At 59.8% G+C, this 15,241-nt stretch carries 14 protein-coding genes and 1 pseudogene; 13 read left to right on the forward strand and 2 right to left on the reverse strand.

Translation table 11 applies throughout. From position 1 onward, the window contains the following. The first annotated feature begins 11 nt into the window (after window positions 1–11). From FB009_RS27010 to FB009_RS27070, 12 genes are all read left to right on the forward strand, one after another. Window positions 12–1,205, forward strand: coding sequence for a CaiB/BaiF CoA transferase family protein (locus FB009_RS27010; protein ID WP_011970568.1), 1,194 nt, complete (start codon window positions 12–14; stop codon window positions 1,203–1,205). Between the two features lie 2 nt (window positions 1,206–1,207). Continuing rightward, on the forward strand, window positions 1,208–2,359 hold the full coding sequence (locus FB009_RS27015) for a type 2 periplasmic-binding domain-containing protein (RefSeq protein WP_018210560.1): 1,152 nt from the start codon (window positions 1,208–1,210) through the stop codon (window positions 2,357–2,359). 7 nt (window positions 2,360–2,366) lie between these two features. Then, a complete protein-coding gene (locus FB009_RS27020; RefSeq protein WP_020493302.1) occupies window positions 2,367–3,137 on the forward strand; it encodes an enoyl-CoA hydratase/isomerase family protein in 771 nt (256 codons plus the stop codon). 5 nt (window positions 3,138–3,142) lie between these two features. Next, on the forward strand, window positions 3,143–4,099 hold the full coding sequence (locus FB009_RS27025; protein ID WP_011970565.1) for an ABC transporter permease: 957 nt from the start codon (window positions 3,143–3,145) through the stop codon (window positions 4,097–4,099). A 24-nt stretch (window positions 4,100–4,123) separates the two neighbouring features. Beyond that, entirely contained in the window at window positions 4,124–5,095 is a 972-nt protein-coding gene (locus tag FB009_RS27030) for a sugar ABC transporter substrate-binding protein (protein WP_018210558.1), read from the forward strand. Further along, complete coding sequence (locus tag FB009_RS27035) at window positions 5,085–6,635, forward strand: sugar ABC transporter ATP-binding protein (RefSeq protein ID WP_018210557.1); 1,551 nt, start codon at window positions 5,085–5,087, stop codon at window positions 6,633–6,635. Before FB009_RS27030 ends, FB009_RS27035 begins: the two co-directional genes overlap by 11 nt. 224 nt (window positions 6,636–6,859) lie before the next feature. After that, window positions 6,860–8,056, forward strand: a complete 1,197-nt coding sequence (locus FB009_RS27040) for a sensor histidine kinase (protein WP_011970562.1) — start codon at window positions 6,860–6,862, stop codon at window positions 8,054–8,056. A gap of 699 nt (window positions 8,057–8,755) precedes the next feature. Then, window positions 8,756–9,418 carry a helix-turn-helix domain-containing protein gene (locus FB009_RS27050; protein ID WP_234705495.1) on the forward strand — a complete coding sequence of 221 codons (663 nt, stop codon included), beginning with the start codon at window positions 8,756–8,758 and terminating at the stop codon, window positions 9,416–9,418. 134 nt (window positions 9,419–9,552) lie between these two features. Further along, window positions 9,553–10,428: a hypothetical protein gene (locus tag FB009_RS27055; RefSeq protein ID WP_018210552.1), complete on the forward strand. Its 876-nt coding sequence runs from the start codon at window positions 9,553–9,555 to the stop codon at window positions 10,426–10,428. A gap of 169 nt (window positions 10,429–10,597) precedes the next feature. After that, window positions 10,598–11,167 (forward strand): glutamate acetyltransferase, encoded by a 570-nt coding sequence (locus FB009_RS27060; protein WP_153423508.1) that lies wholly within the window; start codon window positions 10,598–10,600, stop codon window positions 11,165–11,167. 45 nt (window positions 11,168–11,212) lie between these two features. Next, complete coding sequence (locus tag FB009_RS27065; RefSeq protein WP_011970558.1) at window positions 11,213–11,674, forward strand: hypothetical protein; 462 nt, start codon at window positions 11,213–11,215, stop codon at window positions 11,672–11,674. A gap of 151 nt (window positions 11,675–11,825) precedes the next feature. Continuing rightward, window positions 11,826–12,014 carry a hypothetical protein gene (locus FB009_RS27070; protein WP_127582107.1) on the forward strand — a complete coding sequence of 63 codons (189 nt, stop codon included), beginning with the start codon at window positions 11,826–11,828 and terminating at the stop codon, window positions 12,012–12,014. 1,232 nt (window positions 12,015–13,246) lie between these two features. On the opposite strand, the pseudogene FB009_RS27085 reads toward FB009_RS27070, so the two are convergent. Continuing rightward, window positions 13,247–13,372, reverse strand: a pseudogene (locus tag FB009_RS27085) (glycosyl transferase); the annotation flags it as partial. Window positions 13,373–13,919: 547 nt separating this feature from the next. Here FB009_RS27085 and FB009_RS27090 point away from each other — a divergent pair. Further along, complete coding sequence (locus tag FB009_RS27090; protein ID WP_127582104.1) at window positions 13,920–14,030, forward strand: heavy-metal-associated domain-containing protein; 111 nt, start codon at window positions 13,920–13,922, stop codon at window positions 14,028–14,030. A gap of 281 nt (window positions 14,031–14,311) precedes the next feature. On the opposite strand, the gene FB009_RS27095 is transcribed toward FB009_RS27090, so the two are convergent. Next, complete coding sequence (locus FB009_RS27095; protein ID WP_011970557.1) at window positions 14,312–14,830, reverse strand: GNAT family N-acetyltransferase; 519 nt, start codon at window positions 14,828–14,830, stop codon at window positions 14,312–14,314. Window positions 14,831–15,241: the final 411 nt, after the last annotated feature.

Consider the following 15,241-nt stretch of genomic DNA (forward strand, 5'->3'; position numbering starts at 1 on the left):
CCTGAAAATAAATGGGTATTCTAAACGGAGTTCGCGTTCTCGACTGCTCGATCGCCATGGCTGGCCCGTTTGCGGCGCAACGCCTTGGCGACCTGGGAGCAGACGTGATCAAGGTCGAACCGGTGACAGGTGAATGGCAGCGCCATGTCTCAGCCGGCGGCGCCGGCGGAAATAAGGTCAACGTCTCCTTTCTCTCGCTAAACCGCAACAAGCGCTCGCTCGCCGTCGACCTCAAATCGGCTGATGGCAAGCAGGTTCTGCTCGACCTCGTCAAGACCGCCGACGTCTTCCTGCAGAACTATCGCCCTGGTGTCGCCAAGCGCCTCGGCGTCGACTACGAGACCCTATCGAAGATCAACCCTCGCCTCGTCTACGTATCAATGTCAGGCTACGGCGAAGATGGCCCCTATATTGACCGTCCCGGCCAGGACCTTGTCCTGCAGGGCATGTCCGGCGCCATGCTGTCGGCCGGGCGCCTCGGCGAGCCCCCGACTGCCGCCGGCCAGTACCTCGTCGATGCAGTCACCGCCTATACAGCATTCGAAGGTGCGCTTGCCGCCCTGTTCCACCGTGAGCGCACCGGCGAAGGGCAACTGGTGCAGGTCAACATGCTGGATGCGATCACCACACTACAGATGCAGGAACTCTCCGTCTTCACCATTGGAAATAAGCCGCAGCAGCGTTCGGCCGAACCCCATGCGCACGTCTATATCCGCGCCCCCTACGGCGCGTTTGCCACCAGCGACGGCTACATCATCGTCGCCTTCCCCAAGCTCAAGACGCTGGGCGAGGTGATCGGAGAGGAGAGTTTCCTCACCATGATGGACGAAGTCGATACATGGTCGAAGCGAGACGAAATCTTTGCCAAGACCCGCGAGAAGCTGGTGACGAGGACCTCGGCTGAATGGCTGGAACTGATGCGCGCCGCCGACATCTGGTGCGGACCGGTCTATGGCTACGCCGATCTGGTCGAGGACGCGCAGATCAAGCATAACGGCACCTTCGTCGAATATGACCACCCGACCGAGGGCCGAGTTAAGACACCGGGCTTCCCGATCAAGTTCTCTAAGACGCCCTCCGTGATCGCGCGCGGCGCGCCACTGACCGGCGAGCACACACGCGAGGTCCTGAAGGATATCGGCTACGACGAAGCCCGCATCGGCGCCTTGGAAAAGGCCGGTGCGGTCAAGGCCGGAGAGGCGTGACTATGCAACGCTTAAAAGCGCTGACTTGGGACCATCCGCGCGGCTATAACGCGCTGGCCGCCGCGGCTCGCCGATTGGATTTGGCCGAAAGCGGCCTGGCAATCGACTGGGACAAGCAGCCGCTTGAAGGCTTCGAGTCCTATCCGATCGCCGATCTCTGCGCCCGTTACGACCTGGTCGTGCTCGATCATCCCCATGTCGGCGAGGCGGTGGATGGCGATTGCCTGCAGCCGCTGGAGAGCATCTTCGAGGAGGCGACGATCAACCTGCTGAGAGCCGAGAGCATCGGCCCCTCCTTGCGCAGTTACCACTTCACTGGCCAACACTGGGCCCTTCCGCTCGATGCGGCGACCCAGGTGATGGCTGCGCGCGCCGACCTGCTCGTCGGCCCCGCCCCCATTCTCTGGGACGAGGTGCTGTTGCTGTCGCAGAAAACCGGCAAGGTGGCGCTGTCGCTGGCCGGACCGCATGCCGCACTCTCCTTCCTGTCGATAGCCACGGCGCTCGGCGAGCCGCCGGCCGAGCGGGATCCAGACATTCTGGTCTCGGAGCAAGTCGGCACCGAAGTCTACGACCTAATGAACGAGCTTGCGGCTCGCAGCCCGCATGTGGTTCGCCAAAAGAACCCGATCAGTATCCTCGAGCACATGGCGGCCCACGACGACGTCGCCCTCGTGCCGCTGGTCTACGGCTACGTGAACTATGCCGCGCCGGTAAGCGGCCGGCCGATCACCTTCCACAATGCGCCGCGGCTAGAACCTGGCGACCGTCCCGGCTCCACTCTCGGCGGCACCGGAATCGGCATATCCCGCCGCTGCGAGGTGACGCCGGCACTGAAGCGGCACCTGCTTTGGCTGATGAGCGCCGACGCGCAGATCGGCTTCATACCGTGCCATGAAGGTCAGCCGTCCCGGCGGGAAGCCTGGCATGATGCAGGCGTGAATGCCCGCTGGGGCAGGTTCTATTCGAACACCGTCGCCACGCTGGAGCAGGCCTATGTGCGTCCGCGCCACAACGGCTACATCGCGTTCCAAAGCAGGGCTTCCGCCCTGCTGCGCGAGTCATTCCTCGAGAAGGCGCCGGCCAGGGGCGTGATCAACCGACTCCAGACACTTTATGCAGATCATCGCGGCAGCAAGGGCGGCGAAAGGTAGGATCACCATGACGCAAGACATCCTGTTCAATGTGGACGGCGCCATCGCCACCATCACGCTCAATCGACCGCAGAAGCTGAACGCAGTCACGCCCGAAATGGCCGACGCAATCGTCGCCGCGGTCGACGAATGCAATGATAGCGACTCGATCCGCTGCGTCATTCTCACGGGTGCCGGCGAGCGGTCCTTCTGCGCCGGCTCTGATATCAAGGAGCTCGACACCTACAAGACCCCCTGGCAGTTCCGCAACCGGCCAGACTATTGCGACGCGTTTCGCGCGCTGCTGAAGCCCACGATTTGCGCGGTCAACGGATATGCCCTCGGCGGCGGCTTGGAAACCGCCATGTCATGCGACATCCGCATCTCCTCCGACAATGCCCAGTTCGCCGCTCCCGAGATCAAGCTCGGCTGGATCGGCGGCGGCGGCATGGCGGCGCATTTGATGCATTCGATCGGTGCCTCCAATGCGGCACTGATGCTGATGACCGGCGATCCGATCACGGCGGAGAAGGCGCTGGCCTGGGGCCTCATCAGCGAGGTCGTGCCGCAGACCGAACTACTCGCCCGTGCCCGGGCCATTGCGGATGCAATCGCCGCCCGCGCGCCGATCGCAGCCGAAACCGCAAAGGCGAATCTTAAAGCCGCGGTTTCCATGCCGCTCGATAAGGCGATCGAATACGAGCGTGACCTGCAGACAATCTGCTTTGCGACCGCCGATGCCGCCGAGGGCCGTGCGGCCTTCAAGGAAAAGCGCCAGCCCGTGTTCAATCGACGGTGAGCGGAATGAACCAGAGCCTTTCCTTCATCCGTGACCTTGGAAAACATCGCGAAGCCTCGGTGCTTGCGATGCTGGCGGCGGTGGCCATTTATTTGTCATTTGCCAGCGATTACTTCCTTGAGCCGCGCAACCTGCTCAATGTCGGCCGGCAGGCCTCAGTCGTCGCGATCGTGGCGCTGGGCCAGGCGCTGGTCATCATCGCCCGCGGCATCGACCTCTCGGTTGGTTCTGTCATCGGCCTTTCCGCCGTGGTCGGGGCGGTTCTGATGCGCGATACCGGCAGCGAGACGATCGGGCTGGTCGGTGGCCTTGCGACGGGTCTTGCCTGCGGCGTGGTCAACGGCTTGCTATATACCCGCTTCCGCATCAATCCGTTCATCGCCACGCTCGGCACGCTGTCAATCGCTCGCGGCATCGCGTTATTGATGACAGGCGGCATTCCGGTGCCATTCGGCGGCTTCGCCGAATTCGTTGGTGCGGGCCGCATCCACAATATACCGGTCTCGTTCCTGCTGATGATCGTGCTGGCGATTATCGTTCACATCTTCGCCGTCAGAACTGTGACCGGCCGCGAGATTTACGCGATCGGCGACAATCCCAAGGCGTCACGCCTGGCTGGCGTCAACATCCACTATATTAGGCTTTTTGTCTTTGCGCTATGCGGCCTGCTCGCGGGGCTCGGCGGACTGATTCTTGCTGGCAATCTCGCCAGTGCCGATCCCAATCTCGGCATGGGTTACGAGCTAGACGTTATCGCCGCCGTAATCCTAGGAGGAACCGCGCTCAGCGGGGGCCGCGGTTCGATCATCGGTGTCATCATCGGCGCGCTGCTGATGGCGCTGCTCAACAACGCATTCGTGTTGCTCGGCATCTCCGCCTATTGGCAGGTGGTGACCAAGGGGCTCGTGATCATCTTCGCGGTGGGCTTGGATGGGCTCCAGCGCCGCGGCGACGACGACTGATTTTCAAGGTTGAGGAGAAGAGACATGATATTGAAGACCTTCAGATCACTGGCTTTCGCGGCAGCAGCCACGATCGCTTTTGCGATGCCGGCCGCAGCACAGGCGCCGGAAGGCGGCACTGTTGTCGCAGTAGAAAACACCAAGGGCCCGATCAAGATCGCGTTCCTGTCATTCCAGAACAACCCGTTCTGGACTCCGGTAACCGAGGGCGCTAAGGCGGCCAACGACTATCTCTCCAAGTTCAACGCAACGGTCGATTTCGTCGACCTCGGCGACGAGCTTTCTGCCGAAGCCGTTGTCGCCGGGATCGAGGGAGCGCTGGCCAAGAACTATAGCGGCATCGTCGTCGTTCCGATCTTCGACGGCACGGCCCGCATCATCAACGAAGCGACCGACGAGGGCGTTCCCGTGTTCAACATCATCGCCGAAGGCGCGGCGCCGTCGAAGCGTCTCGCCTTCATCGGCCAGAACGCCACGTCAGCCGGAAAGCAGATCGGCGAGTACATCGCCAGGAAGATGAACGGCAACGGCAAGCTCGGCGTGATCACCGGCTATTTCGGTGCTACCCAGCATACTCAGCGCATGAACGGCGCGCTCGATTTTCTGAAGGCCAACCATCCGGATATCGAGATCGTCGGCCCGTTCGAGAACAAGGACAAGGCCGAGTCTGCCTACTCGCTGGTGCAGGACATGATGACCGCCAACCCCGACCTCTCTATGGTCTACGTCACCGCCGGCGGTCCGTTCGGCGCGGCCAAGGCGGTCAAGGACCTTGGCCTATCCGGCAAGGTCGGCGTCGTTGGCTTCGACCATACGCCAGACAACATGCAGTATCTCAAGACTGGCGAAATGGTCGGCCTTCTCGATCAGGCGCCCTACCAGCAGGCGCTCGATTCCAGCGTGATGCTTTACAACTACCTTGTCGCCGGCACCGAGCCGCGGTCAAAGATCATCCCCGTTGCCGGCAAGCTCCTGACGCCCGAAGATGTACAGTAAAGGCGCGACCACAGCTGCCGGCAGCAAATCCGTTGCCGGCAGCTCGTCCTGCGGGCCGCTCCTGCGGGCTCGGGGCATCGCCAAGAGCTTTGCCGGCAACACGGTGTTGCATTCTGTCGATCTCGATCTCCATGCGGGCGAAGTCGTCGGGCTGCTCGGCGAAAACGGCGCCGGCAAGTCGAGCTTGATGCATATTCTGTCCGGCGGGCTCCATCCCGATTCCGGCACGATCGAGATGGACGGGCAGCCGACACAGATCGGTACTGTCTCCGATGGCATTGAGGCGGGCATCAGTTTCGTGCACCAGGAACTCTCAGTGATCGGCGCGCTCAGTATAGCTGAGAACCTTCACCTCGGCCGCATGCCGACCACAAAGCGAGGTTTCGTCGATTTCGGCAGGATGCGTTCCGAGGCCGGAGCGCTGCTCAGCCGCGTCGGCGCGAGCGGCATTGATCCTCGCCGCGAGGCGGGGACACTGCGCGCCGGTGAACAGCAGCTCATCGAGATCGCCAAGGCGGCTGGTCGAAATCCGCGCTTGCTCATCCTTGACGAACCAACCTCATCGCTTACGCCGCATGAGGTTGAGGGCTTCTTCGCCTATGTGCGCGCCGCCCGCGCGGCCGGAACCGCCATCATCTTCATCACCCATCGGCTGGAGGAAGTGCTGTCGCTCTGCGACCGTCTCGTCGTGCTGAGAAACGGCGCGATCGTCAGCGAACGGCGCCCCGCCGAGACCACGCGCCAGCAGCTGATCACCGACATGACCGGCAAGCCGGCGATTTACGAATACCGCCAACGCCAGCTCCGCGAAACCACCCTGGCACTGTCATTGCGGCAGGTCTGCGACAGCGACCATCTGGAGAATATCAGCTTTGACGTGCGCGAAGGCGAGATCATGGGTCTGTTCGGACTGGTAGGCGCTGGCCGCACCGAACTTCTTGAAGTGATCCATGGTGCGCGGCCGCTCGCATCGGGCGAGATGGCACTCTTCGGCACCCCGGTCCGCCACCGTGATCCGAGCGCGGCAGTCAGAAATGGCATCGCGCTGGTGCCGGAAGGCCGCAAGACTGCCGGTATTCTGCCGCAACACTCCGTGCGCGAGAATGCGGCGATCAGCAGCCTGCGCCGTTTCTCCGGGACGCTGTTTTCCGACCGTAAAGGCGATGTGACGCGTATGGAGGTTTACCGCCATCGCCTCGGCATCCGCATGGCGCGCGATACTCAACCAATCTCGACGCTCTCGGGCGGCAACCAGCAGAAGGTCATCTTCGCTCGCGCGCTGATGGCCGACCCGCGCATTCTGCTTCTGGACGAGCCGACCCACGGGGTCGATGTAGGCGCCAAGTCCGATCTCTACGAAATCGTGGTGCGGGAGGCCGAGCGAGGGCTGACCGTGCTGATCGCTTCGTCAGAGGTCCCGGAGATCCTCGCCCTCTGCGACCGCGTCGCGATTCTGTCGAAGGGCCGGCTGGCGGGCATCCTCTCGCGCGAGGAGATGAGCGAGGACAGAATTCTGACAATGGCATTCAAGGAACATTGATCCGCGAGCAACATGACATCACACGTATACAGCGATTGCACCCACTGCGAGCTCCTGCACGATGCCACACGTGTCCAAATGGCAGTACTGGCAGCGAGCGCAGATAACCGTCGCAAACAGGTGCATCCTGAGGACTGGCCTAAGTCGGCTGTTTTGCTTACATCGTGTAAATAGGATACTTATCAATCTCGCGGGTCTGCGCTCACGGAAAGGGAACCGAGAAGATGGAAGCGGCGAAGGTGTCCAAGCCCGACGTTGCGGCGGTCTACACGGTCGACCTGAGTCAGCGGCCAGTGCCACCCAGCGATGCCGCGCAGGAGAAGGCCGCACTTCTTCAGCTCGCCGGACGCATGCACGATGGCCCTGGAGAGGTGCTCCCAAAGTTCGTCGAACTCGCCATGGAACTGACAGGCGCGATTTCCGCAGGTGTCAGCCTGCTCGAACAGACAGAACCGTTCCCGGTGTTCCGCTGGCATAATCTGAGGGGAATTCTCTCGCCGTTCAACGGGGCGACTACTCCCCGCGATTACTCCCCCTGTGGTATCACGCTCGACCGCGGCGCACCGACGCTGGCGATCCATCCAGAACGCGTCTATGACTGGATACCATCGGGCTTGTCGCTGCCAGAGGTTTTGCTTGTGCCGCTATATATTGGGCGGACGGAACCACTCGGGACCCTTTGGGTCGTCGCCGACAGGATCGGGTATTTCCACTGCGGTCACGGAGCCACTCTGCAGGAGCTTGCCGATTTCATCGGCGTAGCACTGAAGATGGCCCGATCCGAACAGGAACTCCTGCAGGCGCTTGAACAGCAGGAATTGCTCACCAGAGAGATGAGCCATCGGCTCAAAAATCTCTTCACCATCGTAGACGGCATGGTCCGCATCAGCGCCCGCAGCACAAATAGTAAGGATGATTTGGTCTCGCTATTGTCTGGCCGGTTGCATGCGCTCGCCGCTGCGCATTCCTTGGTGAAGCCATCGTTTAGCGACGTCCAAGGGGCGGCCTCCAATCTTGCGGACCTGATAAGCATCGTCATCGAGCCGCACAAGCCTGCGGCAATTTTCGGCAGGAGCCGGTTCTCTCTTGAAGGCCCTGCAATTCTTTGCGGCGAGCAATCGGTCAACGGACTCGCGCTGGTCTTTCATGAACTGACAACCAATGCGGCTAAATACGGGGCGCTGCGCGGCGACAATGGCCGGGTGGATATTGTCTGGCAAGTCAATGGCGACGACCTGAGCATCACTTGGAGTGAAGACGGGGGAGGAGAAATAACCTCCCCCCCTGTATCCAAGGGCTTCGGCAGCACGTTGGTGGACGCGACTGTGACCCGCCAATTCGGTGGTATCCTCAGCTATGACTGGCGTAAGACCGGCTTATCAGTGAACATAGTCCTGCCATTGTCCCGTCTGGCACAATAGCCCACCATCGAGCTACGCTCGGGAGTTTAGTTGACAGCCGCTCATTCTGCTGCAAAAGCGCCCCACAGCTCCGATCAAGAGATTTGTTATAGGGGACTTCATCATCTGTCTTGGACGGCGGGAAATTCAGATCTCTGAGGCGGCACTTGCGGGTATACAGGCTTACGCCCACCATTTCGGGAGAAGTGGAAGCTCGGCGAACGGCGGTTCTACGCTGAACTGCTAACCCCGCTCGGCGCACCCCAGCGGACAAAGGCCGATATAGATCGTGGCGCGGAGGGTATCGAGAGCCTCCGCGTCCAGCGCAACTGCATCGCCCATGCACGACCGCACTTTCCGGTCCTAGGTATCCCATCCGGTGAGGACCGACGCCGAACATTGCGCCGTACCCCCTTCCCTGAATCATGGCCCCCGGCCCCTCTGAACCGGTTACTGGTGCGACGTCCGCCTACCATCCACGATCCGGAAAGGAGCATGAGTATTTGTTTGTTCACCCAAAGGTTGTTTTTTTCTTCCATTAAGACGCGTTGATTGCAAACATGTGCCAATCCGTGCGCTGAACTCCGTCGATCTAAACTAAGCTCACGACCCTCCCAGCCCCGGATTGGCCTCAGGCAAGCCGTCGGTGGGCCAGAATCTCAGGGTGTATTCGAGGTGCATGCTTCCTTCCTGGCTGCATATCTTGGCTCGGATTCAGAAGTGGCTATCACTCTGTCGCGATTAGCAAGCTCCCTGCGGCACGTCGAAGTTGTCGATCACCAACGGTTGCGATTGGGACGCGCGGCACAGATTCTTATCGTCGACTGCCGACAGCGCCAGCGAGACGAGCACAAGCCCACAGAACTCTCTTCCGAACTGCTGCAACTGGCACTCGTTTCTGAAAGCAGCCTGCACCGTGACGCGATTTTCGCCAGCGGATATTCGGACTACCTGCTGTGGCCGCTGATCCAGCAGGAAGTTCTCAGGCGGCTCGCCAGCTGCGTCGCTGAGATCGAGCGGCGGTCTGCCGGGCTATTCTTCTCAGCTGATCCGCTCGTGCAAAAGTCGTGCGATCTGTTGGCGCAGCGCATCAATCAGCAGACCGCGCTGAGCGAGCTGGCCCGGTTGGTTGGGACCAACAGGACCACGCTCGTCAATCGCTTTGAAGCGTCCTTCGGCTGCGGGCCCATCACCTGGCTGCGCCATTTCCGGATGGCCGAGGCAGCCCAGCGCCTGCGCAGTGGGGAGGAAAGCGTCGCCAAAATCGCGGAAACGCTGGGTTATGAGAACAGCAACAACTTTTCGACGGCGTTCAAGGCCATTCATGGCCTGCCGCCGCTCAGTTACCGCAAAATTGCATTCCGCAGAGAAAAGCCTGTCTGAGACAAAGGTCCAGGCCGAAACAACCTGCTATACAGCTAATGAGAGCATAGATGGGGATCATTGCACCCATTAGTTTTAAGGGGGAAGCCCACGTCTCTCGGAGCAACGTTCAAATCTCACAGTAGGAGGCAAGCATGTCGAGCGTATCCGCAGTGAATGTCCAGGAACATGAACAGAGCTATTCGAACAAGAGCTACGATGCAGCACGTACCTTCTTTTATGCCAAACCCCTGATGCTGGCCCAGACCGATACTGAGGCCCCAAGCGACGACCAAATTGCCAACGACCAGGGCACAGTCCAATTCCACCTCATTGGCCAGAAAACCGATGATCCGAAATGGGGCGGGATCATGAACGAAAATCAGGACAATCTTCTAGCGATGGGCGGTCTCATCCACGACTACATGCATACGCACTATCCCGATATCGACTCGAAAAAACTCGACATAAACACCTGGACGAACGTCGTCGGTAACATTCCCGATCTCTCAATCGGAGGGCAGAAGCAGAAAAGCTACTCGAACAAGTTTGCCGGTACATCCGTCTCCGGCACGTTCCTGTCGTTGATTGCCAAAGCGATCGTCACCGACGGGGCATCTTTGCTGACGGACTTCCAGTCCTTCCTGACCGAAATGGGCAACCTGACCTTCAGTGCCAGCAGCAAGGCGCAGCAGTACAAAGCGCTGACCTGCACCTATCAGAGCTACCTTCTCGATAACGGGGCCGGCGGATATTACGATTACGGCGCAATCGTCCTGCGGCAGATCGAGTTCAAGGAGTACTTCCTCGAGTTAAAGTCTTCCTGCTCGTCGACGCAATACGTCAATATCGACATGGACTATACGGAGGTCACAAACCTCATCCAGACCCGGCGCATCAGGAAAGGCGGCGCCGATTACAAAAACTTCCAGGAGCTGGTGAACAAGAATTCCACCGAGCAGTTCAAGAAGGCCAAAAACTTCTTCAACGGCGGCTCCACGCCTCAAAGCGACATCAAACCACAGGTCTGAGCTTCAGATCTCGACCGCGAAAAACGCAGCTCACCAGACACAAACGGTGCGGCTCGGTGCAAAACGTGTCCGCTCGACCCCGGGCGATAGAGCAAACCGGCGACCTCTACCGATGCTCTGTCGCACGGCGGGTGCCGCGTGCCCGCTGCCGCTCGCGGAAGGAACCGACATGAACCCATTTGCGAAAACAGTTGCGGGTCTATTCTTAGTGGTCGGCCCCCAAACCAACAACCCCCTCGAAGCAGAGGGGATTTGCTCTGCCTTGATCCAGAGGCTGTCGGACGACCGGTCGCGCAACCTGGAGCCTAGCACTTGGCAGAATGCCGTGCAGATGGTTCCAAACCAGGTGGAAAGCGCGACAACATCGCAAGCGCTGGACCGTACGATGCCCATCGGAGATTTGCCGGGCGCCCTTGCTTCAATTTGCGCCAATATCGTCGGGGGAAGTCACGCTTCAGCCCTGGCGCAACCCATCGGCTCCTATCTAAGCAAGTTCGGTGAACCGACAGCATTCAACTGTCTCATCCTTGATCAAACCCGCACGTCTCAGATTCACTTATACCTGACGTGCCTGAATGTAACGGATGGCCCCAGTTCGGGGAGTTTCAGGATCGCTTCGACCCTGCTTTCGACGACGCTGGACCTTTCGAACAAGCAAACCCGGACCAACATCACGGAGGTCTTCGGCTCCTTTGGGCCGCCAAGCGACGAACCCTTCTATCTGCGCTTCTTCACCTGATCTGAATGCCAATGACCACCAACACCAACTCGATGGAGGATTCCGATGATCATCGCAGCCTGCACTGACGATCGAATGGTCGAAGACATTGCTCGAGACGCAGCCAAAGGCAACCACCATGTCTTCGGCGAATGGTACAAAGTTTTTGACCGGGACATCCCCGATCTTCGCCCGACGGAGAAACTGTTCATTGTGGCGCACGGCGCAGCATTCGGTGACGAAGGCCAGCCCGTGATCGGCAGCAAGGGGGACGACTTCTACCTGACGGCACGTGACCTCAACAAAAACCTGACCATCTTGCCCGAGGGATATTCCGGCGGCGTGTATGTATATGCCTGCCTCTCGGCAACTCCGGGCGCCGGCGGTCTGAGCTTTGTCGAATCTTATAAGGCACTTATCGGCCCAAGTTTTCCCAAGATGTCCGCCTGGGGCCAGACCGGCAAGCCCTCCGGCCCATTGCCGCCACCGACTGACAAGTCCTGGGTGGAGGCGCGCGGCGGAAAATAGCTTTCGCCGCGCCAGTCTGTTCTTCCCTGCGGAGCGTCATCCGCCAGAGAAGTTTTACCACATTTCACATCACAGTCGACACCAGATGGAGGTAGGAACCATGTCTGATTGGGAGCAAGTCTCTGTTATACACGCTGGCGGAGAAGATCATTTGCTTGAAAATGGAACCGGAAGCGGCAGCGAGACGGTATTCGCCTGCGGCAAGTTCGATTCCAAGAAGCGCCCGAAGAAGGGCGACAAGTACCATATTACCGCAACGCCCAAAGACGAAATCTTCGCGATGGATTGGACTGCGACCTGCACATTTTCGGGCGAGACGTCCGAGTTCAAGGTCGCGTAGAATCATTCAACCGCCAGACGGACCGACCTTCGCAGTGGCGCCTTCCCGGCACTCTCCCGCGCCCGCGTGATGCCACTCAACGCGGGCGCTTCGATTGTCAAACGGGCTTTGCGCCAATACCTTGTGAGCTTACTTCGCCGAGTGCCTGCTTCTGTCCCCAGTCGGAGCTTTGCCGCTGCACTATGGGGGTTTTAAGAGCGCCCGATCACCTCGGCCGTTCCTCGCGGAATTTGCCAGGACAACGCGAGGCTAACTCCGCCGCATGGATCTGACCGTCTGCAGGAACGCGACCAGCGCCCGGCGAGCGCCGCGTGGCTTCCATACGATTGCGAGATCCGCGGTGAGGTCGTCCGGCATTCCCGTCAGGGGCACCATCCCACACCGTCCACCCGCATCGAACGCGCCCTTCGGGCGCGAAGGCCACGCCCATGCCGGCAGCAAGCTCAAGATCGTGTGCATCTGCCGCGCTTCCTGGGCGCACGCGGGGCACGAAGCCGGCCTGCCGTGACTACGCTGGCGCAGGATTTAAGTGAGACTGCAAGCGTACGCACAGTCACGGTCCCCGAGGCGACGCACTACGTTCATCTCGACAGGCCTGAGCGGGGGCGCGGCCGGCTCCTCGCCGAGGTGATCCGCACGCTCGCGCAGCCCGCCGTAACGAAGGCAGCTCACTGAGGAAGCGCGTCGTGTAAGCCATACTCATTTATTTCAGCGCAACGCCGGAAACATGCAGACGGCAGCTGCGACTACCGGCGAAATCACATGGGCGGTCTCGGGATCGCGTAGCATCGCGGCCTGGGGAGAAGGCACTCCGCCGATGTGCGATGGGCGGTAAAATTGGAAGACAAAAACCCCTAAAGTGTTACTGGAAAAGCTAATACCTTCGTATAACATTGACCCTGCATCGACACAGCCTCTAGCATAGCCAGTGCTTGTAGTAGGCTTTGCGGCGGACCTTATTTCCGTGTCCTTGCTTCATACTGCAGGACGAAAGATTGATTAAAGAGCCCTGACCGGAGACGGTCAGGGCTTCACCTCGCGTCCTCAGTTAGTTCGATCCCGGCCTGTCACTGCGAGAGGCGTCGTTTGGGCGACGACTGTACCGTGAGCACCGGACGCAGGACCACTTTGGCCCACAGCGGCAAACAAAGCTGTGTTACCGTGACGCGAGATTGCTTCCGTTCGCTCCGCCCTTTGCGGCCTTGCGAATCTGCTGACTGCGCGATTGTGTTAAAGCAGGTGAAGGTAAAAGGCGGCGTGATGTTGCGCGTAATAAACGGGGCTCCATATTTTGTGCCCCAATTGATGCAGATGACTTGCTTCACGCCGCCACTTGCTTCCAAAACGCTTGTGGTCATTTGCTCCGTTCCCAGTTTCTGCACAACTCCTGCAGCCTCGATCGCAAATCCGCTAGCAGGCGTGGCGACATGGGCACGAAGACTGAATAAGCGCGTGCATCGCAAGCCCCGATTACTTCCAAGCCGCGCCTTCGCCAAGGCGGTGCGGCAATTCAAAATTCGCCAGGAACCACGAGCAACCGACGCGCGCCTCGTTCACTGTCTACAAGTGATTTCTCACCGTCAACGCACGAATTGCACCGAATGATACTGTCCAGTTTGTGGCTGGAAATGGATGCTGGAGTGTTCGATCTCAGCTCGGTCAAGTCCACCGCAAACCCGCCCTGCCGCTTTTCGAGCAGGGAGTCGCGACAGGCTGTGGACCTGTCTAACGGCCGCGTCTGGGCATAGAGCTACCGGCTGTCAGCCGCATTGCGCCAATCTTTGCCTCGGCTTTTCTGGTCTCGCCACACTCATCAAGCGGTGCACAGCCAAAAATTGTAGAGCACACCCTTGGCCTAGCCATCGTTAGAATCTCCACATTCGCTCAAGTGAGAGGAAATTCTCAATGTATCACTTCAACGTCGAAGACATGACCTGCGGCCACTGCGTCGCCACGGTCGAGAAGTTTGTCAAGACCGTCGAACGGAAAATGCTCAAGCGCCTGGCGGCTGAATAGTTCTGCGGCGGCAGCGGCGGGTTGGCGGACTGGGCGAGCTTTGGATGCGTCAGCCAGCCGAGGCCAGAGCGCGGTCGATGATCATTGTGCAATGCGACAACAGAACACTGACAGGACTCAAGTTCCAACGCCTAGTCTGGAAGCGGAAGAGGCTCCAGCCTCCGTGGTAGCGTCGAACTTGCCGCAGTCATTCGCGCAATCGTGGTCCAGATTGGACGTGCCAGCACCTCTACGGAACGGCGATGCTCCGGCCGAACAAATTGCTCAAGCGCGGCGGCGTCTCACGCCTTTCTGAGTTCCTTCCGGACGAGGAGGATCGTGGGGTCGTCGGGATCGGTCACGGTGGTAAATCCCATCTGCTGCTCGACTTCAATCGCCGCACGGTTCTCGCGCCGTTCGATGGACTCGAGCACCTTGACGCCCTTCGCCTGGGCGACCTTCGAGAGAAAACCCAGGAGCTCCCAGCCAACGCCGCGATTCTTGTAGTCCGACCGAATGCTGATCGCCACCTCGCCACGCTCGAACGCGGGATCACAGGCTAGCATGGCGGTGGCGATCAGCAGATCGCCGCTTTCGCCGAAAGCCAAGTAATTCTCCGTCCGGACGTGATCGACGTCGGTGAGGGCCGCGATACGCTCCTTGCCAACCTCGTTCAGGCCAGCAAGATATCGGAAACTCAGGTCCTCTTTGGTGACATGGGTAAAGAATTCGGCAAGAATCGGCTTATCTGCAGTCCGAACGGGCCTGACGTGTATCTTGACGCCGGTTCGCGTCATCAGATTTGCGGTCCAGTTTTCCATGGTGTTCTCCTTTGGCTGGCGTTCTCCCTGCCGGCAAATGCAAACGGAAGATGATTGCTGAACGTTTAGTCGAAGTAGAACGGAACGCATTGTTCCGGATCAATCTACTCTTCAGCCTTTGAGCGCGCACGCCCGAACATGTGAAAGACCGCATCGGGCGACCTCTGCTTTGGCGGCGTTGCGCGGCTTCTCCGTCCGCATACCGCTATGGAAGTCGAGGCAGTGCCGGCACGTCGAGCGCGAACGCCGGCAATCAGGTCGTTGCAAGACGTCAGTTATCCGGGCAATGCGGCTATAGACGACAGTCCCCTTCCTTGAAGCGTTCGGGCGCCGGCAGGCGTACGAAAGCGACCAAGCAAGGAACCCGCAGACGGCAAGATAGCTATCGGGTTTCGGATTTCCGCCTGTCTT

The sequence above is a fragment of the Sinorhizobium medicae genome, assembly GCF_007827695.1.
GTDB classification, from domain to species: Bacteria; Pseudomonadota; Alphaproteobacteria; order Rhizobiales; family Rhizobiaceae; genus Sinorhizobium; species Sinorhizobium medicae.

Bases quoted from the DNA above. Each gene is read 5' to 3' on its own strand.
- FB009_RS27030 (WP_018210558.1), top strand. From the start codon at position 4,124: ATGATATTGAAGACCTTCAGATCACTGGCTTTCGCGGCAGCAGCCACG.
- FB009_RS27040 (WP_011970562.1), top strand. From the start codon at position 6,860: ATGGAAGCGGCGAAGGTGTCCAAGCCCGACGTTGCGGCGGTCTACACG.
- FB009_RS27060 (WP_153423508.1), top strand. From the start codon at position 10,598: ATGAACCCATTTGCGAAAACAGTTGCGGGTCTATTCTTAGTGGTCGGC.
- FB009_RS27025 (WP_011970565.1), top strand. From the start codon at position 3,143: ATGAACCAGAGCCTTTCCTTCATCCGTGACCTTGGAAAACATCGCGAA.
- FB009_RS27095 (WP_011970557.1), bottom strand. From the start codon at position 14,830: ATGGAAAACTGGACCGCAAATCTGATGACGCGAACCGGCGTCAAGATA.
- FB009_RS27010 (WP_011970568.1), top strand. From the start codon at position 12: ATGGGTATTCTAAACGGAGTTCGCGTTCTCGACTGCTCGATCGCCATG.
- FB009_RS27065 (WP_011970558.1), top strand. From the start codon at position 11,213: ATGATCATCGCAGCCTGCACTGACGATCGAATGGTCGAAGACATTGCT.
- FB009_RS27090 (WP_127582104.1), top strand. From the start codon at position 13,920: ATGTATCACTTCAACGTCGAAGACATGACCTGCGGCCACTGCGTCGCC.
- FB009_RS27035 (WP_018210557.1), top strand. From the start codon at position 5,085: ATGTACAGTAAAGGCGCGACCACAGCTGCCGGCAGCAAATCCGTTGCC.
- FB009_RS27055 (WP_018210552.1), top strand. From the start codon at position 9,553: ATGTCGAGCGTATCCGCAGTGAATGTCCAGGAACATGAACAGAGCTAT.
- FB009_RS27020 (WP_020493302.1), top strand. From the start codon at position 2,367: ATGACGCAAGACATCCTGTTCAATGTGGACGGCGCCATCGCCACCATC.
- FB009_RS27015 (WP_018210560.1), top strand. From the start codon at position 1,208: ATGCAACGCTTAAAAGCGCTGACTTGGGACCATCCGCGCGGCTATAAC.